The following is a 21,277-nucleotide window of genomic DNA, read 5'->3' as shown; positions in this document are numbered from 1 at the left end:
TGTTGCATAAACGGGTCATTTGATCGAATCCATGGAAAAAATAGACAAGCTTGATCTAAGCATCATCAACTGCCTGCAAAAAGACGGTTCCTTGTCGCAGCGCGAGCTAGCCGATCGGGTCGGCCTGTCCCAGAACGCGTGCTGGCGCAGGCTTCAACGCTTGAACGCCTGCGGCATCATTCGCGGCACGCGCGCAGAGGTCAGCCTGGTCGCCCTGGGCCTGGATCTGACCGTCTTCGTCATGATCCGCACCAGCCACCATGCCAAGGCCTGGGCTGACGGATTCCGCCAGCACGTCGAACGACTACCCGAAGTCACTGAGTTCTATCGCATCGGCGGCGATTGGGACTACCTGATCAAAGTCGTCTGCCGCGGCATGGCAGGGTACGACCGGTTCTATCAAAAGCTGATCACGGATTTTGAGCTGTCCACGGTGACGGGGTTCTTCAGCATGGAAGCCATTATCGAAAACCGGCCGCCGGATTTGCGGCTGCTGGAGGATTGAGGGGAATCGGGCGGCGTCGCTGACGACCGCATGTTTTTTTTACCGGCTGCTTGAGCCTTAACGGTCATGTGTTTCAATAACGGCCGCCTATGTCCTACCGTTCACAGGTTTAAATGCCAGCCGCCCTTTCAAAACGGCCCAGCGTTTCGCTTGCCAGTTGCCGGTGTAGAAACGGCAATGCACCTACGGTGCCGCCCGCCCGTTAAAATGCTTCGCAGCGTGCAGCCCGGAACTTTCCCGCGGCACACTGCTCGAACCTCCCTTATTCCCTCATCGCGGAGACTCGTCCGGCCATGACCCTCTAAGCCCTCCCCCAGATCACCGCTTGCGCTACGCGCAACGCGCCTTGTCGATTCCGGAGAGCTTTCCATGGCCCAGTCTTCTCACGCGCCCGCGCCGGCGCATCTTCAGCCGCCCGCGTCGGCGCCTTTCCTCAGCCTGCGTCACGTCAGCCATGCGCTGCCAGACGGCCGCGTCCTGCTCCGTGACGTCAGCCACGACTTCGCCCCCATCCGCCACGGCCTCATCGGCCGCAACGGCGCGGGCAAGTCCTTGCTGCTGCAATTGGCGCACGGCGTTATCGCCACACAAAGCGGCCGCATCGTGCGTCGCGGCCGCATCGCCTACGTCCCGCAGGAACAACTACGATCCACCCGCACCACCTTGGCCCACGTCGCCGGCATCGCGCCGATTCTTGACGCCTTGTCCAACATCGAATCCGGCAGCACCCGCCAAGCGGATTACGACCTCGCCGAGGGCAATTGGCGCATCCGAGATGAATGGACCCGCATGCTTGCCGACGCGGGCTTACCTGCGTGGCAGCCCGAACATCCCGCATCGGCCGCCAGTGGAGGCGAACTGACCCGCGTCGCGCTAGCCGGCGCCCTCATGCAAACCCCCGACGCCTTGCTGCTGGACGAACCCAGCAACCACCTGGACGCAGGCGCCCGCCGCTGGCTCATGGACCACATCGCCGCCTGGCGCGGCGGCTTGATTGTCGTCAGCCATGACAGGACACTGCTCGATGCCATGTCCTCCATCGTCGAATTGGATCGCGGCAACCTCAATGCCCATTCCGGCAACTATTCCGCCTACCGCGACCACCGCGACCGCTTGACCGCCGCGAACGAAGCGTCCCTCGCACACGCCCGCAACGAACGGGCCGCCACCCTGCGCGCGCTGCGCCAACAACACGACGCCCAACAACAACGTACCGCCCGCGACGCCCGCAAGGCCCGGGATGCGAACCAGGCGCCGATACTGCTGGGGATGAAGAAGGCGAATGCCCAAGCTCATGCGGGCAGAGAGAACGTGCGGCGGCAGGATGCGGTTGCCGCGCTGGATGATGCGGTAAGGCAGGCAGCCGCACAGATTGATCAATCGGCCAACGTCGCACTAGCTTTGCCCGAAACAGCGGTGCCGCAGGGCCGCCGCGTACTGCATCTGGAGCATGCGAGACCGCCCTATCCAGCGGACGCTTGCGCGCTGACGATGCCCCTGTCCGGCCCTTTCCGTTTGGCAATTCGCGGGCCGAATGGCTGCGGCAAAAGCGCGTTGCTATCGATGTTGGCGGGGGAGTTGATTCCGCACGAAGGCCTCTGCGCCGTCCGCGTGCCGACCGCCATGCTGGACCAGCGGGCGTCTGTCATTCCGGAAGATAAGTCCCTGCTGGAGACGCTGCATGTGCTGGGCGCCACGTTATCGGAAGGTGAACTTCGCAGTCGGTTGGCGTTGCTGGGCCTAGGGTCTGAGCAGGTCAATGCGCCCGCGGGGACCTTGAGCGGCGGGGAACGCCTCAAGGCTGCCCTGGCATGTGCGTTGTGGCGGAAAGCGCCTGCGCAGTTGCTACTGCTGGATGAGCCGACGAATCATTTGGATATTGAGTCGGCGGAGGCGATGGAGAAGGCGCTGCGAGGGTATCCCGGTGCGATGGTCGTGGTGTCGCATGATGAGGCGTTTTTGGAGGGGATTGCGCCTACGCATGAAATGGTTTGGGGAGTTCGAGGCTGGCTGCTGACTGCGGTATGAAGGGTCGGCCGATGAGGGATTTGCAGGAATGGTCAAAAAAGACCTTACCTCCAGTGTTGACCGATACGGATATTCGGCTGGCACGTCAAGCCTGCCTTATCTCCCGGCAGCCAGCTTGATTGCTATAGACAGCTTTAATTGCGACTGACGCCCTCGAAGGGCCTTACGATACTCGTCAACGCTGATAGTGACTAAATCTCTGGGTTCAGCATTAGAGCTTCTTGAAAGCTCGAATTTGGCAATAGTTGATCCATTCACAAGCACAACACAAAAGTCTTCGCCTTGATCCGGAGTATGGCCCAGCACATAGGCGGATGAGAGGACCCCAAATGTCCGCTCAAGAAAATTACGAATAATTGAGTTTCCAAATACATACGAGACCGACGAAATTAGCCTTTCTCTAACTTTTTGATCGGATGTACTTTCCATTGGCTTCTTTAGCACTCCTGGGAACGCTGATACCAATTTCCCCGCACCATCAGTAAGCTCGGTCATTTTGGTGGACTGAGAGAAATTATTGAACTTATCGGTTCCAATACCACCGCCGAAAAGCTGGGCATCAAACCGCTGGCCCGCATCCGACGTGCCGCTTCGGCGTCCAGCACGGCGAACTCAGTTTCTTTGCTTCAAAGAGTTTCATAAAAACTCAACACAGATCTGCGACTCACACTCCACTGAGAAATAGCCACGCCATCATCGTTGACCTGTAACCGAGCCGCAACATATCTATTAATGGAGTTTGGGTCAAAATCTTCGACCAGGTCGCTCAAAAACAGAACGCTATTCTGCAAATATGCAACTTCTCCCTCAAAATAAATTGCCCAGTAGAATAAAAAATTTGACGAAGCCGGATCATGCATTGATGTGATTAATGCGCAACGCTCACCACCACACAAGCCTTCAGATAAAGATCTCTTCCAACTTCTTAAATAATCATCTCTGGACCAGAAATCAACAGAAGCCAAAAAATCTTCTGTATATTCATCAATTTCTACTTTACCCCACAGCGTAAGTCCACCGAACCTTATCGAAGTCTCATGTCCAAGGGAAATTCCGAAACTCATCTTTTCACCAAGCTCAATCCTTAGCCATTACGCTCGACACTTTTCACGTAAATAGAGAAGTAGTGACTTCGAGACCTTTCTTTCCAAGCCATCAAACATATCCTCGGCTGCACGCCAGAATTGAATATGAGTTATTTCACCCAATAACCTCAGAAGATACATCCCCGTTCGGGACGATCTTTTGCTCTCCATCAACGCCCCAGGTTGCAACCCAGGAGTCATTGATATTTCCATTTTCAGACTGACCTGCGCCGCTTGACCATCGACTTCTGGTCCCGCATCAGGCCGCGTCGCTGACCTAAGAACAGAACACGCATTCCAGTCGCCTGAGGGCATACTGGCTTATACCAATATCAAGGAGCTGGTTGGTTTCTGCGGAGCAACCGGCAAAATCTATACTCGAACTCAGCCGGGGATTTGAGTGATAACTTCATCTGTCGCATTTGCGCCTACAAATCATATTCTCGGCGGCAATAGGCAAAACCGTCAAAACAATCCAGACTGCCTATCGGGTCCATTGAAAACTTGCACTCAATGTCAATATGGCTAATTTTTTCCTTACCAATTGAAGCTGACATATTCGTAGCCACCACTTCTAAGCTATCCCAATCAAATTCTTTAGGATGTCTATCAAGGTAATAACATATAAACAATTTTCGATCATCAGATAATGAAAGAGCAATTGCCCTTATTGCTGGATATATCTCACCTATCAGCGCATGCCAAACACATAAAACCAACCAATCAGGCAAAGTTCTCATTATTTTTCTCCAACAGCAGAAGGATTTATTCGAACAATGCGCTCTCCACTTAGTGGCCTTTTGCTCGAAGACGTTTCAAGCGGCCTCCAGCACGATGTCGCCTTCGGCTTTAAGCACCGCGTTGCTGTCAGGGGCGGCGTCTAAGTCGGGACGATACAGTCCGAGTCAATGCCCGCTACTCGCAACACGATGGTCAAGTTCTTTTCTGTTGCAACCGAGGATTCCACCCAATTGGACGCTGTGCAATCAGTTGCACTGCTGCTTTTGTTGGTGCCCAGGCTACGCGTGATACTGACGGCGCCCACGTTTTTTATTCCTTAGCTTGCCCCGACTCGCAGCCGCACCTACGTACTCGTGCGGCGGATGTACAGCGCAGCGGGCAATTCTGGCCACCTACCGAAAATCCGAGGGAACATTAGCCAATTGCTCACTCAAGAGCCAGCCGTCAGGCTTAGATCCAGGATCTTCCCATTCGGCCCCATTGGAAATCCAATGGTTCCTGTACGCACAGGCACCATGTTTCGTCGAATCTTGATAACCATGCTCAACGCCACAGCAAGGGCAAAAGTCGTAGAGTGGCGTTAGTCCGTCATTACCCCATGATGGAACATCTGAGCGATAGCCGCAAACCCGGCAGTTTAACGCGTTATTATTTAGCATAAAAATGCCCCAAATTCGAAAACCCCTCCAATAAACCAATGGTCCTATGGAAGGCTAAACAAATCTGAAAAGGGCCAAACTATGCACCTCACCGGAGCCGAACATAAATCTCGCAAGATTCCAACTCCCCACATTCGATCGAACTCATCAACAATTACAGCAATACCATACGTCTGGCCGAACTCGATCAGTGAATTGGCTAGAATCTGGGCCATCGGTAGCCATCAATCGATAACCATATTCGCGGATGCATCACGATCGAAGAATCATTGAGTCAAAAATCAACATTTTTTCCATTCAGTAGCGACAACGAAATTTCCAGATATACCAGCAGCAATGTGATCGGCTGCTCGCACAGGAACTAGAATCTCGCATTACTTACCGTATAAATCCCTGGGCTCAGCAAAGCGCATCTCCCCAAGCTTTTCGCACTGGTTTGGATACTCTTCGGTCAACAGCTTTAGCATGCTTCGCGCCAACTTGTTCGCAATGCTTATTTCAATAATCTGCGCCTTGGACGACTACCGATCGGAAAACTAGCGCAGCGATATCAGGTATGTGAGGTCGGCGTAGGCCCGATATTCACGCCAATAAAAAAAGATCAATTTTATTTTTCGCCCTCATTTTTTCGTTTATCCAACCATTTCGGAGGATACGGTGGATCCTCAAAGGGACGAATCTTAAGAAGATAAGCCTGCGCGGAATATCCACCAAAAGCCGCAATTCCCAGCCCGAAGATATATAACCACTCCGTATGCCATCGATACAGATCAGCCAAAACAAGCGCCCCCCCCAAAAGAACAAGAAAAACAATATATCCATAACGCATGTGTCCATCGCGGACAGCATGCCGTTTAAACAATTGCTGAAGTTTATGCCTCATTTCGCGTACCTTGATTTTAGGTATTCTCCGAGTTCGTTGAGGAGAAAGGTTCCGCTTGGCGCGGCTTTTTCCCGCAGTTTGAACACCGATATCTATTAACCCCGAAATTCCGTAGGCATGCGAATTAGGCCTCATAATCTGCTCTAGTCCTCCAAACGCTCAGCCCGCAACGACTGTCTCGCTGCCCACTAGGCGGACAGCCGGGGACGCGGTCCCAGAATAATAGCTTGCAGACTCTATGCCGGCGCCTATTCGTCCCATTCCGCTAGCCAGATACGCCAGGACGTCCGCATTCTCGTTCCGCTTATCGAGAAAGTCGCCTGCCGTCATGTTTCTTTGAAGCCCCAGCGGCACAATCGCCTGTTACGCAATATCGAGCCATCGGGGAATGCTGCAAAAACGGAAGCCCAAAGCGTTCCATTGGATCGATGCATTCCGGCGTCAGGGGGTACGAAAGCCCGGTCGGAATTGTCCCACCGCTAGCGTGGGAAACAATACGGCCCTGAAGCTGCCGGTCCAACTCCGGCGAACCAAACTCCATGAGGATTGGCTGTCCGCTCTGCGTTCTGCCGACCTCGATAAAGTTCGCTCCTCTGTCGCTTATGCCTTCGTAGCCGACGACCACAGCAGGTCCACCCGCGTAGGACTCGCCATTAGGCATGGCAACATCCATTTGTCGCATCTGTGCCTCGATCTGTTCAACCGTATAGCTCAGACCCTGGGGCCCGTGCCTCAGCTGCAATCCTTTTGGCGAGCTCCTTCTCGTCGGGATGAAGCTGTTTGCTCTACGAACCCCCAGTGTCCAGGACGAAATTCGGGCCAGCCTTCCAAAAAATCCTCGATAAGTCCCGAGAAAGTGTCGGCATCCGTGAACGAAGGCGTCAACAAAGCCGAACAATCAACATCTATAAAACGGCTTTTCATCTTAGTATCCCAAAGTTAGCGAATCCACGGTGAGACGCCTCGCTAGCATCCACCACCAACTCAAGCCCTACATCGTTCAACAGCGAGCAACTGCTGCGAGCCTGTTGGCGTGGATGAACTCCGAACCGGACACCCATTTCCCGTCATGCCCCTTGCTGCCCACCCAACACGGCAATCGCCCGTCAGAATCAACATTAAGTTGAGAGCAAACGATCCCGCAGACAAGCATCAACATCAGCACTGGCGACCCCGGGCGCTCCTGCATGAAGCCATTGCTCAAACTCACGAGGAAAAGGCGCTCTGAATTTTCCTCCCTTAACTGCCGAACTTTCCCCTTGATCAAATTCGACAACAAACCTCAAATGGTGCACCGATATAACCCAGAGCTTCTTCAAATCCGGATTATCGGGAACGCCTGCTGACTCACCCGACGTAAATTCAGATTCCCCTTCTATTAACTCCAGCACATCCCGCACAAAACCTTTATCCATAAGGAGCCTAATAGCGGCAACTTTATTCATATGTCACCTATAAAGAAACTCAACCGCTTCCCCATTTACCTCGACCACTTATAACCCCAAACTACTCACGGATTTTCCGAGCGGAGTATGCCACCCCGCCTGTTCCAACGAACTTCCGGATGAGACCGAATCTCTAGAGACCGCCGCATTCGCTGCACCCAAAAGTGCGGAAACCGAATTAATCTTGTCTGGACCAGCTAGTTCGATCGCTCTAGATATCTTTTCCGTTCCCACCCCTTTCCCTGAAATCGATGTTTCATACCAATCGATACGTAGATTTCCGTCCGGAGAATATCTCCCGATTAGGTCGCTTTGTGCAAATCTTTTATCAACGAGTGCACCCGTTTTATCGAATTTTTGCCTAGAGAAAGTGCTATCTCAATACTCCCGCCAGCCTTTAAGATTGACTTCTTTTCGAATTCCAGGCCTGACATCTCCGCAGGAACAAATCCTTTCGCACTCTTAGCCTGCCCCATAACGCCGGATTTCAATTTGGTAATATCCAAAACCTTATGCACTTCCGCAAATGCCTGAATGGATTGTCCGCCCTTCTTGGTAATGCCTCCCGCGACGGGCAGAAGGCCAAGTGCAGCAAAATAACGATTTGCCTCATCACAGGTCGCCGTCATCCCCGTCACGAGCTCGTACAGCGCACTGGCATTTGACACTCCCGGCGCCAGATCCAGCACCGCTCGCGCGAGCGCCGGCCCAGGCGTTCCACTGTCATCCCACAACCAGCCAGACGCTGGTTGTGGCGATTTAGGGCGTTCATGCCAGGCCTATTTATCTACGTTTTCAACAAGTGCAAACCACATGCAAAAATAAAGTCCGATAATGGCAACTCAGTAGAGCTTTCAACACCTGACGACAGCGCATCCTGCAACCTAACTACCCCTCTCTCGAAATCAAGAACAACGTCAAAACAATTAAATTCAAACTCCCTGAGCAAAACGTCACCCGAGCGTGCCCTTTCTTCAAGCGCCCCATTCAAAACAGAGCGCACACTAGCGTTCAATTCCTGAGCGATGAATTGCTCCATTAGAGACCCACCGTTAGCCATGATTATCTCCCTAATTAGAATGGAAACGCCGTCTGAATCACCCCACCACGAACATTAACCTTAATTGTGGAGGTTGGGACACCTGTGGAATTAATCCCAGAGTTCCCATCAGCATAAACGTGTGATCCGGTGGCTATCGGATCGCGGACACCGCTCTTGCGGTAAATCCGCACGCCCAACTCACCAGAAACAAGTCTCAAAGAAAACCGCAACCGGCGCAGCAGCAGGCGGATGCTTTGGCCCGCGCCATACAAAACGACATGGACCGCATCTGCCGGCGCCCGTGAGCCGGTTCCGGCCGAACTTGCCGCCACCCTCAATGTGTCCGATCGTCGGTTCGATGGCGCTACGCCGCTTCTTCTCCCAACGATCATGCGTTTTACCGACCCAACTTAATCCATCCACCTCACTTCAAAATCAGCTAGCTGGGCTTGAAGTCCGGTCTTATTCTCGAACCAGTAATCGAACCCCTCAACATCACTTTTCTTCAGGTAAATATAATAACCACCTGTGTCACCATCTCGGTCATCAGCAATAAAAATCTTCCAGCCAGAATACTCGCCAGACACAACAAAACCCTTCCGAACGATTGTCACATTCACATCCTAGTCCGCACAGGGAATATGGTTGTTAGTAGGTTGGGTGACAACTTATGCCCGCTGTAAGCGATACGCGTCGGCTAACCCGTACGCCGAGCCTTCTGCCGCCGATGCCTACCGGACAAGAGTACTTACGAGGAGGGGCGGTATTGTCGGACATCCACAAACTCAACCACACCGAGCAGATTATAGGGAGCGCCATCCCCGCGCCTTACCCAGGAGATAAGGTGATTTGCAATAGCCCCTATTGATTTACAAAGTAAATATCGAATGAGCACTCTAAGTCTAACTCTGCGAGCGCTTTCATTTGCTCCGGCCATAGTACTGGGCCACTATGTCCCAACAACGAAAACCAGACGCACTTGAGCGTTATTTTCATCTCATCCATATTTTGAATTTCTTTTAACGCATGGCGGCGTGGATATATTATTTTTACCAACCAATCTATGTGCTGCCTAATATCCTTTGATAGGACAAGACCTTCTGTTGACAAGAACCATCCCGAATTCTTAATTTGCCTTTTTCGACCTCGGGAGTTGGTAATCACATCACCGACAACATTAACCGACGTGGGTTGAATATGGAAAATATCTGTTATCACATCCGGATGCCGCCCACCAGGATAAATCATCAACCGGGCATAACACTCGGCGCAACTTTCGTAGTCGGGGGCAACTGGGGTAATCCTCGTTTGTAGATTCATGGCAAATAATCCCCAATATTTCCTATAACCTCACCTGTTTTGCTCACATAATCACCGTTATCTAGTATCCGCCCATGAACATCGTTTCGCATTTTTCCCGAGTCCTGCTTTAACGCTTCTAGAGCTCTTCCCCAGTCTCGAGAGGTCAAATTTTCGCCGAAAGCCTCATTCAGCGCATTAGCTGTGCTTTTATTTAGAGTATGCCCACCCGTCTGAAGAACATTCGGGACTCGACCTGCCGCGCCCACACTGGGTGGTACTGGCAACGGCAGTCCGTTGGCGTCAAACCACTTTCCATCTAGTTGATGATTTCCAGTTGCGACTACGTCCTCAAGTGTTCCTCCAACCTTCGCAACGTCAAGCGCCTTATCGCCTTCCGCGAACATGTGTATCGCCTGGCCGCCTTTCTTGATCATGCCGCCAGCCAGAGGCACTAAACCAATCGCCGCAAAATACCGGTTTGCCTCATCACCGGTCGCCGTCATCCCCGTCACGAGTTCATAGAGCGCACTGGCATTTGACACTCCCGGCGCCAAATCGAGCACCGCCTGCGCGAGCGCGTCGGCCTTCTCCTTGGTCAGGTCGGGATAGTGAGTCAGCGTAAGCACCTCGTCATAGGACGCTGTCATCCGATCCGCTTCAGCCCACCCTGCCTGCAAGCAACCATTGTCATTGCCGCACTCTGCCTCCAGGCGCCCCACGAGCTCGGCCTTCATCCGGGCAACCTTGTCGCGGTTCCTATACTGACTGTTGTTTTCCGCCTCTATGCGCGCCGCAATTTCTGCCGGCACCGCCGCTGCGGGATCAATTGACGCAGCAATGCCCGCGACTATGCTGCTAATCAGGTTGACGCGCGCTTGCGCTTCATCAGGAGACAGATCCTTCCCGTTGGCGCCGTCCATGCTTTCCAGCAGCTTGCTCAGCACTACGCCCGATAGCGCGCCGGCGCCGCCCGCGCCGCACGATGCGTGCTGAGCAGCGGCCCCAGCGCAGCCAAGTACCGCGTGCAACGCGGCATGGCCCACAGACCCTTCTCCGCCTAACGCACTACTCAACTCCTTGACTTTTGCAGCACCCAGGGTTTGCAAATAATTGACCGCAGCGGCCTGAATGAACTGGCCCGTGCCACCGGTCACATTCCCACTGGCCGCGCCGAGAATGATCGTGGCCCATTGGCTATAGGATCCTTGCGCGCCCCACTTGCTTTCCAGCTCGGCATAGTCCTGTGCCGCTTTCGCGCGCTCCGCGTACGAGAGGGTTTTATCTTCAGAACGCTCCTTCGCGGTTTGCCTTTCTTCCGCTCGATTCGACAAAAACTGCCCAACCTGCCGGCTAGCTTCCCCAACGATCTCAAACCCCGCCCGAATCTCCTTCTCATCAAATATCGGATCCAGACTGTTCAGCGTGTCCTTGGTGTCTCGGTTCAACCCCGCGATCACTTCGTCCACCGTCTGCCCCGTCAGCGCTTTCTGCCCAGCTTCGTCTCGGATGACAATCGTGCCGCCGCTGATGCCACTGAGCGTGGTGGAACTAGCTTCTCCGCTGGCACCCGCCACCACCGGCACACCCATGCTCACGCCGTTCGAACTGGGCAAGTTTGAATTCGGCGTGGCCTTGGTTCCGCCAGCGACCTCGCCCTTGCCATCGGTGCCGATGTTGCTCTTGTCTTTGCCACCTTCGTTGCCGCCGCCAAAGCTCACGCCGCCGCCCAGCTGAATGGACTGGCCTTCGTAGCTGGCGCGATTTTCAACATCGCGGCTGGTGAGGGTTCCGGTGATCAGGACGTTCTTGCCATCGGCGACCGCTTTGTCGCTGCTGGCAATGACGCCACCAATCAGGCCGGTATTCTTGGCGACATCGAGCTGGAAGCCGCCGTCGCCCGCCCACAGACCTGACTGCTCCGTGACGCTGGCGTATTCGCTGTTGATCTTGGTGTTGCCATAGTTGCCGCTGACCGAGCTGGCGCCGTAGCAGATGGGAGGGATGCACAGGCTTACGTGCACGCCCACGCTGCGGTCGCGCGCCGTGTAGTTGCTGATGTCCTGCAGGCTTTCGATAACGAGGTCACCGCCCACCGTGGCCAGAATCCGGTCGCCGGTCGCTTGCGCGCCGCGTAGAACCGTGTCGCCGCCGGACTTCATGGTCAGTACGTTGCCGGCCTGCACGTGCGTGTTGTTCCACGTCACATCCTCGCCATTGCTCTTGTTCTTGCTGCCACCCGCGCCCAGGTTGATGCTGACGCCGTTTTGGGTTCCCCCGATCGAAAAGCCCGCACCAATACTGGCGCTGCTGCTTTTGCCGTCGGTCTTTTGGCTGGCGGTGTTCTGTTGAGCGGTAAGCAGTATGTCGCCTTGCGCATCCAGCACCATGTTGCGGCCCGCGGCAAGGTCAGATCCGGACACGATGATGTCAGACTGATCGCCCTTGCCGGCGGCGATGATCGTCATGTCGCGGCCAGCGGAAATGGCCGCGCCGCTTGCGGTACTGCTTTGGCCGCTGCTGGTCTGGCTGGCGCTGCTGGCACCGAAGTCGACGTTGATGTTGATCCCGCCGACCTTGGCGGGATCTTTCGCCACAGCGTCATAGGCATTCTTGGCGGCCAAACCGGCCGCCACGGCTGCGATGGCCTGCAGGCGGCCATTGTTGGTCTCCTGGGCCGCCTCGCGCATGCGGTTGGTGCTTTGCACGGCGCTGACAACAGGGTTGCTAGCGCTGATCGTTACGCCGATCTGGCTGGTCTCCTGGAACTGGCGATAGACGCTGGTGTCATAACTGCCTTCGATGGCGACTGACTGGCCGGCCATGAGGAGGTCGCGGCCTGCACGGATATCGCTTCCACGCACCAGTACGTCGTCCATGGCCACAATCGAGACATCACCCAGATGGCTGGTGATGGTGCTGCCGGCCGCGCTCGGCGTGCTGCTGCGCTCATTCAGGCTGCCGCTACTGCTGCGTACCCCCACGGAAAAGCCGTTACCCTCACGCCCGAGATCACCCACCGTCTTATTGCTGTAGCTGCTGCTGTGGTCGCGCGTCGCGCTGCCCGTGTCGATGACGATCGATCCGCGATTAGCCAAAAGGCCCACGTTGTTAATGGCGTCAATGGCGGATCCGGCGATGCGTATGTCGCCGTCACGGCTGTTCAGGTGGACTGTGTTGCCCGTGATGAGCGACGACGTTTGCCACGTGCCTGAAGACAGCTCATCGGATTGCGCCGATTGACTGCCGTAGGGGAACATCTTGACGCCGCTGGCATTGGGACCACCGTCAACCGCCCGACCGATGTCTCCCAGGCTCATGCTTCCAAACGAGAAGTTGGTGCTCTTACTGGACTCTTCGCTGGTCTGGGTCTGGCGGTTGTCTGAGCCAACAACGGCGATGTCGCGTTGGGCATCGAGTACGACACCGCCCTGGGCGCGCAGGCTAGACCCGGAGATCACGACGTCGCCATCCTGCGCTCGTCCGGAGGCGTCGCGTACGCCGCTGCCGGTCGCGCGCACCACGATGTCGCCGGCTGCGCTCAAGGACGAGCCGCTGCTGACCTGGCTATGCGAGTCGAACGATCCACTGCTCTTGCTGCTGCTGTATGAGAACGACACGCCGGGCGTCGTGGCCCCGCTGTGAGCAAGCTCGTGACCTTTGGATTTGACGGACCCGGCATTGGACAGATTCTTGACGGTGTCCATCACCGTCCCAACTACGGCCACGCCAAAGCCGCTTTCCTTGAGGGAGTATTCGCTGTGGGTCGTCTCGACGTCACGCCCTGCCACGATAGCGACGTTTCCTCCCTGGATATCGATGTTGCCGGTTTTGCCCTTGGTGTCGCCTGCCGCCCTGCCCGCGACCACATCGCTGCCTGCGATCAGGACATCCCGCCCTCCGGTGATGATGACGTTGCCGCCCGTCGCGCCCAATAGACTCCGCGCGTCGCTTTGCGTCATCCAGTCCACGGTCTGCAGGGATTTAGCGTCGCTGCTCTTGTACGAAATTCCCAAACCACCGGTTGAGAGACCGCTTTTCTTTACTCGCTTGTAATGGCTCTCACCATAGGTGTTCGTCCCAGCCGTTACCGACAGATCGCGGCCGGCGTCGACGACCAAGTCATTAGTGGTGACGACTTGCGAAGCGTTAAGCGAAAAGTCCCTGCCCGCCTGAAACACCGCCGCGTCGCCGCTGAAGGTTGATCCCTGCGCTTGCGTCCACGCCTGTGAATCGACCGAGTGCGTGCTCTTGCTGGAGAGAAAGCCCTTGGTCTTGTAGTACATCTCGTCGCGCGCGGAAGCAGAAGCTTCTCCCGCGCCGATGTTGATGTCGCGGCCCGCGGCGACGGCCAGCTGTTCGCCCGCCGTCACGTCCGCGGCACGCGCATTGACGTCCTGCCCGGCAATCAGCGTAACGTTGCCATCCGCCGCAATCGACGAACCGACTTCAGAGCCGGTGCTCAGGTCGTGACGATTCTTCTTGTTGCGGACCAGCGATTCACCGTGGCTTTCCTGCAGTGTGGCCAGGTTGATGTCGCGACCCGCCTGCAGGCGCGCGTCTTCCGTGGCGGTGACTTGCGCGGCCGTCAGGTTGATGTCGCGGCCGGCTTGCATGCTGAGGTTGCCGGCGTCGACGCGGGACACGCCCGAGACGTACGAACCCCAGGTGGCGCCGTTGTTCTCCGAGGCGGAGGTAGACGTAAGCGCGATGTCGCGGCCTGCCGACAGGGCGACGTTGTCGCCCTTGATGAGCGAGACCAGGTTGATCAGGTCTTCGCGTGCGGCGAGGTCGACGACGGCGCCCTGGATCCGGCCGCCGGCTTGGTTGACGATGTTGGCGGCGGTCATGACGGTGGCGTCGCGCGCGCCGATGGTGCCGCTGTTGGTGATGTCGCCGTCGGCGGCGAGCTTGACGTCGCGGCCGGCCATGAGCGTGCCGTCGCCCTTCAGGTCGCCTTCGCGCACTAGCAGGTAGACCTGCGGGACCAGCACAGTCTCGGTGGTGCCGTCGGGCAGCGTGATGGTCTGCTCGACCAGCCAGACCAGGTCGGTGGTGAGCTGGCGCTGCTGGGAGTCGGTGAGCGCGGCCCCGAGTTTGATGCCGTTGTTCAGGGCGAATTGCGCGCCGTTGGCGAGCAGTTGCTTGTACTGGCTGTCGTTGTCGCCAAAACCGTCCAGGAAGCGCTGGCCGGTGGTGGCCAGGATTTGGTCGGAGACGAGCTTCTGTTCATAGAAGCCGTCGCCCAGGCGACGGGGTTCGCCGGACGGCGTGAGGAATTTTGCGTCGGCGGGAATCAGGGCGTTAAGACCTCCGGGGGTGTTGCCCAAGCCCGTCTTGATGGCGCCGGATGCGCCCGCGTTGCCGACGGGAGCGCCGGGCTGTTGCAGGAGGCCGAACAGGTAGTCGCTGGAAACGGACTCGTGGTTGCCGATGAAGCGCGGGTCGGTGGCGACGACATAAGGGGCATCAGGTGTGCCGTTGACGGCGAAGAGCTGGCTGTCGGGAATCGTGGCCGGGTTGGAGACGGTGCGCACGACGTTGCCGCCGGGCAGACCAAGGCTGGCAACCAGTACGGGACCGGTTGCGGTGGCGCCGTTGGCGCCAGGCGCCGCGCCGCTGAGTGAGACCGACAGGTTGCCGCCGGAGGTACCGACGGGCAGCTCGATGGGTTCGGCGGCGAGGGTGCGGTTGTAGTCCTCAATGTGTTCCTTGCGCTTTCTGCCGCTCGGCTGGGACAAGATGGCGCGGCCAACGCGCGTCACCACGCGCTCGCCTCCCGCTCCAATATTGTTGATGGCCGGTCCGCTTACCGACAGCGAGCCGCCAGCCGCGATCTGGCTCTTATCGTTGGTGACGGTCCCGACGAGCGTCATGGCGCCGCCAGACAGAATCTTTCCAGGATCCGATGAGATGGTGCGGGTTTCGGTGACGGTTTCCTGGACGTCGTAGATCGTGAGGGTGTACCTCATGCGATTCTGGAAATCCAGATTGAACGCCGCTATGCGCGCATCCAGCTCATCGAACGGCACCTTGTAAGCGTAATGCGCTTCTTCGTAGGCCTGCCGTCGGACTTTTTCCGCCGCATGGCAGGCGCCGTCGTTCGCGCGGCATGGAGGATCTCGCGGTACCCACTGCGGCTCCGGGCCAACCGGAGGCGTCACACCGAAGACGGCCCAGACTCGCTCATCGGTACCGTACGGATGTGTTACCGGCGGGTACACCCAGTTGTCCCCAAACCGAGTTTCGGGCGTACAAACTTCGATGTCATTCGTGATTGAACAAAGAATTCTGCGCGGGACCTCCACCCGTGCGATGGGACCCTCATCATCCGTAATGCCCGTGTACCAAGGCGCGTAATCGAAGGGAGGACCATATCGAGAGGCGGGATAGTTGTCGGACGGAAGCAAGAACCCGTGCTGGGAGTCGTTTTCAAGAAGGTCGATGCCCTTTTCGCACCTTGGGCGGTCTTTGACGCAGAACCAGTTGGATTCCATGTCGTACATTTCGGTGGAGCCGGCCGGCGTCACGTACACCTTCGGCACGGTCAACACCGGCACCACCTCGCTGGCGTAATTTGTATTGATGTTCTGCAGCGAAACCGCGGAAATCACCGCGTTGCCCGCAGCCTCAATCGTCGCCGACGCATTGACGAGCGACGCAGCCTGCCCGATCGCCTTGCGATTCGCGTCCAGCGCGCTCCCGATGCGCATATCCCCGGCCGCGTAGATCAGCCCATGTTCGCGATTCACGAGCGAACCCACGCCGATATCCAGATCGCCGCGGGACGCAATGACCGCGCCGCCGCCGGGCCCTGCTCCGTTGACGATTTCTCCCGCTCGGATGGCGATGGTGTTGCCGTAGATGCGGCCGAAGTTGTCGACGCGGCCTGCGTTGATGTGGGTCGCGCCGCCGTCGATAAGGCCCGAGTTCGTGAGGCCGTTGGTGACGTTGATGGTGTTGTTGCGTCCGGCAAGCAGCTCGCCGCTGGCCTGGTTGTTGAGCGCGTTGGCCGTGATGGTCAGGTCGCGGCCAGCGCTGACGGTGGCGCTGTTGTCCATGTTGCCGCCGACCGACATCGTCAGGTCGCGGCCGGCGGCGAGGTCGCCGGTCTGGTTGAGCGATCCGGTGTAGGTGAAGGACAGGTCCTGCGCGGATTGCAGCAGGCCCAGGCCTTGCAGCGCGTGGATCGTGACCGCGAGGCGTTCGCCGGCCAGCAACTTACCCTGGTGGTTCTTCAGCATTGCGGCCTTGATGGTCGCGTAGCGCTCAGCGGCGATGTTGCCGCCGGTGTTGTCCAGATCGCCGGTATCCAGCGTCAGGTCTTGGCCCGCGCTGATGGCGCCGGACTGGTTGTTGATGCCGCCGGCGACGATGGTGGCCGTTTTGGCCAGCACGCCTTTGGGCGGCGATCCGGATGCGGTCAGCGTGGCGCGGTTGTCCAGGCTGGCGGCGTTCAGGGTCAGGGTGTCGTCGGCCTGAATCAGGCCGCCCTGGTTGTCGACGGTGCCGGTCGCAACCAAGGTGAGATTCGCGCCCGCCAGCGTGCCGCCGGCATTGCCAATACGCGCGGCGTCGATGCGTGCATCGCCCGCAGCGGCGATCAGGCCGGCGGTGTTATCCAGTTCGCCGCCCAGTTTGACGACGGCCTCGCCGGCAGACGTGATCTTGCCGTCTTGATTGCGCAAGTTGGCGGCGGCGATGTCGACGCTGCCGCCGTGCAGGACGGCGTTGCGCGTGGTGATGTCGCCAGAGGTCGTGAGCCCGAGCTTGCCGACGGCCGAGACGTTGCCGCCGGACATATCCATACCGCCTGCGGCCAGGGTCATGTCCTTGCCGGCCGCGCTGATGCCTGGGTGGGTGATGAAGGCTGCGGTCAAGTTGACGCTGCCGGGCAGGCTGAGCGTGCCGTCCTCGCCGACACCAGCGATGAAGCGGCCGCTGTTGTTGAGCGCGCTTTTTGCCGTGGCGGTGACGTCGCCACCCGCGAGCACCGAGCCGGTGTTGGTCAGGCCGGTATCTGACAGCAGGGAGGCTGCGCCTGCCGCGGACACAATGCCTGCGTTCTTCAAGAGGCTGCCGGACCGGAGGCCGATATCCGCGGCGGATTGGATGCGGCCGTCGGCCGTGGTTGAGAGCGCGCCCTGGGCATCGATGGTGACGTTGCCGGCCTGGGTGGCCGCGACGCCGCCCAGCGCGGCGTCGCCGCCCGCGCGCAGCGTCATGGCTTGTCCGGCGGCAGCCGAACCCATGAGGTTCAGCGCGCCGCCCGCGGTGGCGGTCAGCGCTGCGCCCGCTTGCAGGCTGGACGCAGAACCCGTGTCGAGATTGCCGTTTTGCGTCTCCAGCTTCAGGTCGCCTTCCAACGCGGCCACGGTGCCGTTGAGGGTCATGCCACTGCCCGCGCTGAGGGTTTGCGTGATGCCTGCCAGCATGCTGCCGGCGGCAAGCAATGTGCCTTGCGCGGTGGACGTGAGCGTGCCGGCGGCTTGCGCCAGGCCTGCCGCACCGACCGCGACGTTGCGGCCGGTCAGGGTCAGGTTCGCATCGCTGGCGGCGGTGCCGTCCACGCGCGCATCGCGCGCGGCCGACAGCATCATGTCGCCCACGGACGCCAACGCTCCGGCGGCGCTGACGTCGCGTTGGGCTTGCGCCGTGAGGGTGCCCGCCGCCTGCAACTGCGCGCCCTGCTTGGCGATCACATCGCGGCCGGACACCAGAAAATTGCCCGCGCCCGCCTCGCCCAGCGCGGCCGCCGTGCCGCCCAGGCGTGCATCGCCGGACGCCGCGAGCGTCAGGCCGCCGCCCGCGACGATGACACCGTCGGACGCCAGGTCCGCGCCCGATTGCGCCGTGAGGTTCTGCGCGGCCTGCATGCGGCCGGTGGCGCCGACGCGCAATTGCCCGCCCGCGTCGGCGGTCAGGTTGCCGGCAAGCGCCGCCACGGTGCCGTCGACGCCCAAATTGCGCTGTGCCGTCAGGCTCGCGGGCGTGCCCGCCGTGACGAGGCCGGTCACAAAGAGATCCCGGGCAGCCTGGGCTTGCAGCAGGCCTGCCTGACCCGCAGCAGGCTCCGCGGTGCCTGCGGTGCCAGCGACGCGCAGGTCCTGGCCTGCGCCGAGGAAAAGATTGGCGTTGCCTTGCGCCAGCCCGCCCTGGCCCACCGTCAGGTCCGTGCCCGCTTCGGCGCGCAGGGTGCCGTTGGCGACCGTCTTGCCGTTCAGTTCGGCGCGGGAATCTGCGGAAAGATGAATGTCGGCTTCACCGGAGAGGGCGCCATTCGCGAGCAGGTTGCCGCCAGCCTGGGCCGTCAATTGCTGCGCGGCCTGCAGGGTGCTGGCCGAGCCGAGCGTCATGTCGCCGCCGCTGGCGGCCTGAAGCGTGCCAGCGTCGGCCAGTAGCGTGCCGTCCACCCGGAGACTGCCTTGCGTAGTGATCTGCGCGGATTGGCCCGCGATGAAGGCGCCCGCCAGCGACGCGTCGCCTGCCATGGCCGTCACCGACCCGTCCGCTTGCTGGCGTGAGGCGGAAGATGTGGCGAGAGTTTCGCCCGCCTGCACCTGCAGATCGCCAGTCGCGAGCGTTGCGCCATCAAGCGTCATGTCGCGCGCCGCCTGCATCGACAGGTCTTTCAGCGACGTGACCTTGCCCAGGCTTTGCAGGCTGCCACCAGCCGTGAGGCCAACGGGACCGGCCGCCGCCAACTGTGCATTCGCGCCGAGAGCGACGTCGCCGTCGGTCAAGACGGTCATGCTGCCGGACGCGGCCGTGATCGTGCCGTCGACCGCCAGCGTCTGGCCCGCCGTCAGCGCAGTGTTGCCGTTGGCGCGGAGCGTGCCAGCCAGCGTCATGCCGGCGCCCGCCTTGGCGGCAATCTCGCCTTCGGCGTCCCATTGCGCGGGTGCGTCCATGCGCAGATCGCGCGCCGCGTCGATGCCGATGCGGCCGGTGGCGGACCCCTTGCCCGTCACCCGTGCGTCGCGCCCGGCCATCAGCGACAAGTCGCCGCGCGCGCCGACAAGTCCGCCCAGGTTCAGGTCCGCGCTTGCACGTATCTGGGCGGGTCCCCCTGATTGAATCTGAGCGGTCGCCCCCGTCGTCAGGTCGCCGCCAGCCTGCGCATGCAACGCGCCCGCGGCGGTGACTTGGCCAGGCAGCACCATGTCGCGGCCCGCCTTGAGCGCTACCGCGCCTGCTGCGGTGACCAGACCGCTGGAATTCGTGCCGACTTGCGCCGCGCCGGTGGCGGTGCCCGCCGTGCCGCCGTTGCCCGCGTTCGAACCGCCCGCGGCCGACCCGGAGCCGGACCCCGAACCGGAACTCGAACCACCGGAGCCCGCGTTCCCCGTGCCTGCGCCACCGCCCGGCGGCGTCCCTCCCGGCGCGATGTCGCCGCCGATCCGCACATTCCGCGCGGATTCAACCCGCACGTCTTGCCCGCCCATCAGCAGCGAGCCGCCCAACGACAGATCCTGCCCGGCCGCGACACGGAGCGCTCCCTGCGTCTGCACCGAGGCCTGCGCGGCGACGCTTACGTTGCCTGCCGCGTTCACATCGATCGAACCGCCCGCGCCCACCGCCCCCGTGATCGCGGCATTGCCGCCGGCGGCCAACGCCACATTGCCCGCAGCTTGCGCGGCGCCGTCCACCGCCACGTCGCGTCCCGATGCCAGCCGCAGATCCCGCGCCGCCTGCACGGCGGCGCTGGGCGCGATGCGGACGTCGCCCGATGCGCTGACTTCCAGGTCGCCGGTCAGTGCAACCAGGTTGCCGCCCACGTTCACGCCGACGCCCGCCTCGGTGCCGATCAGCCGGATGCTGTTGGCGTACATGCCGCCCAGCGCCGCGGTGTCCAGCGCCACAACGGGCGCCGGGCCCTCGCCTGTGCCAGCGGTCGCGTTGCCGGTGGCGTAGTCCACGCGCGCCGCACCCGCCGTGACGTTGAGCCGGTCGGCCCAGACGCCAGCGTTGATTTCCAGCGTCCGGGCGATGAGGTCGACCTGGCTGGCGGCGGTGCCGTTCAGCCCCTGGCCCTCGACGCGCAGCTTGCCCCCGGCAACCTCCAGCGCAATGTTGCCGTCAGGCCCCACCTGCGGACGGCCCGTGGTCAGCGTGGCGCGATCGGCGTTCAGAAAGCCGCAACCGTTGCAGGTGATGCCTGCCGGATTGGCGACGATGACGTTGGCGCGATTGCCCGCGACTTCAAGCGTGCCCATCAGTTGCGACGGGTTGGGCGCGGTGACCTGGTTCAGGATGGTGGTGGCGCGCTGGTTGCCCAACATGACATTGCCGGCCACCTGGCCGGCCAGTTGCGTCTGGCTGGCGCCGCCGCTGTTGTTCAGCACCACGCCGGACGGTCCCACGTTGAACTGCGTGTAGCGGTTGTTGGAGACGCCGCCCGCCGAAGGCGGCGCGATGTTGACGACCGGCACGCCGTTGGTGACGCCCACGGTCGGCTTTTGCCCGGCCACGTTCCTGTCGACGGAGATCGGCAGCGTCTGCGCCAGCACGGGCGTCCAGACCTGCGTGAAGACGATGGACCAGACAATCAACGAACGAAGCTTGGACATCATGCGCACCTGACGGGGAA

The 21,277-nt window shown here is 59.7% G+C and carries 12 protein-coding genes and 1 pseudogene; 2 read left to right on the top strand and 11 right to left on the bottom strand.

Annotation, left to right across the window (positions count from 1 at the left end; translation table 11 throughout):
* Positions 1 to 31 precede the first annotated feature (31 nt).
* Both FBY20_RS21945 and FBY20_RS21940 read left to right on the top strand, forming a co-directional pair.
* Positions 32 to 505 (top strand): Lrp/AsnC family transcriptional regulator, encoded by a 474-nt coding sequence (locus tag FBY20_RS21945; RefSeq protein ID WP_056324093.1) that lies wholly within the window; start codon positions 32 to 34, stop codon positions 503 to 505.
* A gap of 369 nt (positions 506 to 874) precedes the next feature.
* Complete coding sequence (locus tag FBY20_RS21940; RefSeq protein WP_142054576.1) at positions 875 to 2,533, top strand: ABC-F family ATP-binding cassette domain-containing protein; 1,659 nt, start codon at positions 875 to 877, stop codon at positions 2,531 to 2,533.
* A 96-nt stretch (positions 2,534 to 2,629) separates the two neighbouring features.
* Here the strand turns inward: FBY20_RS21940 and FBY20_RS21935 are convergent, their stop codons facing one another.
* From FBY20_RS21935 to FBY20_RS21885, 11 genes and pseudogenes are all read right to left on the bottom strand, one after another.
* The gene (locus FBY20_RS21935) at positions 2,630 to 3,028 is read right to left on the bottom strand and encodes a hypothetical protein (protein WP_142054574.1); all 399 of its coding nucleotides are present in this window, start codon (positions 3,026 to 3,028) and stop codon (positions 2,630 to 2,632) included.
* Between the two features lie 131 nt (positions 3,029 to 3,159).
* Positions 3,160 to 3,597 (bottom strand): hypothetical protein, encoded by a 438-nt coding sequence (locus tag FBY20_RS21930; protein ID WP_142054571.1) that lies wholly within the window; start codon positions 3,595 to 3,597, stop codon positions 3,160 to 3,162.
* Positions 3,598 to 4,046: 449 nt separating this feature from the next.
* On the bottom strand, positions 4,047 to 4,358 hold the full coding sequence (locus tag FBY20_RS21925; protein WP_142054569.1) for a colicin: 312 nt from the start codon (positions 4,356 to 4,358) through the stop codon (positions 4,047 to 4,049).
* 1,267 nt (positions 4,359 to 5,625) lie between these two features.
* Positions 5,626 to 5,901 (bottom strand): hypothetical protein, encoded by a 276-nt coding sequence (locus FBY20_RS21915; protein WP_142054565.1) that lies wholly within the window; start codon positions 5,899 to 5,901, stop codon positions 5,626 to 5,628.
* 1,118 nt (positions 5,902 to 7,019) lie between these two features.
* Positions 7,020 to 7,346, bottom strand: coding sequence for a hypothetical protein (locus FBY20_RS21910; protein WP_142054563.1), 327 nt, complete (start codon positions 7,344 to 7,346; stop codon positions 7,020 to 7,022).
* A gap of 302 nt (positions 7,347 to 7,648) precedes the next feature.
* Positions 7,649 to 8,035, bottom strand: a complete 387-nt coding sequence (locus tag FBY20_RS21905) for a hypothetical protein (protein ID WP_160144427.1) — start codon at positions 8,033 to 8,035, stop codon at positions 7,649 to 7,651.
* Between the two features lie 98 nt (positions 8,036 to 8,133).
* Positions 8,134 to 8,406 (bottom strand): hypothetical protein, encoded by a 273-nt coding sequence (locus FBY20_RS21900; protein ID WP_142054559.1) that lies wholly within the window; start codon positions 8,404 to 8,406, stop codon positions 8,134 to 8,136.
* A gap of 206 nt (positions 8,407 to 8,612) precedes the next feature.
* A pseudogene (locus tag FBY20_RS28040) lies at positions 8,613 to 8,763 on the bottom strand (IS5/IS1182 family transposase); the annotation flags it as partial.
* Between the two features lie 35 nt (positions 8,764 to 8,798).
* Positions 8,799 to 9,008 (bottom strand): hypothetical protein, encoded by a 210-nt coding sequence (locus FBY20_RS21895; RefSeq protein WP_222119278.1) that lies wholly within the window; start codon positions 9,006 to 9,008, stop codon positions 8,799 to 8,801.
* A 241-nt stretch (positions 9,009 to 9,249) separates the two neighbouring features.
* Complete coding sequence (locus FBY20_RS21890) at positions 9,250 to 9,708, bottom strand: DUF4279 domain-containing protein (RefSeq protein WP_222119277.1); 459 nt, start codon at positions 9,706 to 9,708, stop codon at positions 9,250 to 9,252.
* Positions 9,705 to 21,257: a hemagglutinin repeat-containing protein gene (locus tag FBY20_RS21885; protein ID WP_160144426.1), complete on the bottom strand. Its 11,553-nt coding sequence runs from the start codon at positions 21,255 to 21,257 to the stop codon at positions 9,705 to 9,707. The genes FBY20_RS21890 and FBY20_RS21885 overlap by 4 nt, the downstream gene beginning before the upstream one ends.
* Positions 21,258 to 21,277: the final 20 nt, after the last annotated feature.

The organism is Achromobacter sp. SLBN-14, from assembly GCF_006715415.1.
In the GTDB taxonomy this organism is placed as follows: domain Bacteria; phylum Pseudomonadota; class Gammaproteobacteria; order Burkholderiales; family Burkholderiaceae_B; genus Achromobacter; species Achromobacter mucicolens.
Note: the sequence above shows the minus strand (reverse complement) of the source record. Positions and strands in the feature narration are given on the sequence as shown.

What these genes read in the sequence shown, in the direction of transcription:
- FBY20_RS21945 (WP_056324093.1), top strand. Translation starts at nt 32, where the DNA reads ATGGAAAAAATAGACAAGCTTGATCTAAGCATCATCAACTGCCTGCAA.
- FBY20_RS21940 (WP_142054576.1), top strand. Translation starts at nt 875, where the DNA reads ATGGCCCAGTCTTCTCACGCGCCCGCGCCGGCGCATCTTCAGCCGCCC.
- FBY20_RS21935 (WP_142054574.1), bottom strand. Translation starts at nt 3,028, where the DNA reads ATGACCGAGCTTACTGATGGTGCGGGGAAATTGGTATCAGCGTTCCCA.
- FBY20_RS21930 (WP_142054571.1), bottom strand. Translation starts at nt 3,597, where the DNA reads ATGAGTTTCGGAATTTCCCTTGGACATGAGACTTCGATAAGGTTCGGT.
- FBY20_RS21925 (WP_142054569.1), bottom strand. Translation starts at nt 4,358, where the DNA reads ATGAGAACTTTGCCTGATTGGTTGGTTTTATGTGTTTGGCATGCGCTG.
- FBY20_RS21915 (WP_142054565.1), bottom strand. Translation starts at nt 5,901, where the DNA reads ATGAGGCATAAACTTCAGCAATTGTTTAAACGGCATGCTGTCCGCGAT.
- FBY20_RS21910 (WP_142054563.1), bottom strand. Translation starts at nt 7,346, where the DNA reads ATGAATAAAGTTGCCGCTATTAGGCTCCTTATGGATAAAGGTTTTGTG.
- FBY20_RS21900 (WP_142054559.1), bottom strand. Translation starts at nt 8,406, where the DNA reads ATGGCTAACGGTGGGTCTCTAATGGAGCAATTCATCGCTCAGGAATTG.
- FBY20_RS21890 (WP_222119277.1), bottom strand. Translation starts at nt 9,708, where the DNA reads ATGAATCTACAAACGAGGATTACCCCAGTTGCCCCCGACTACGAAAGT.
- FBY20_RS21885 (WP_160144426.1), bottom strand. Translation starts at nt 21,257, where the DNA reads ATGTCCAAGCTTCGTTCGTTGATTGTCTGGTCCATCGTCTTCACGCAG.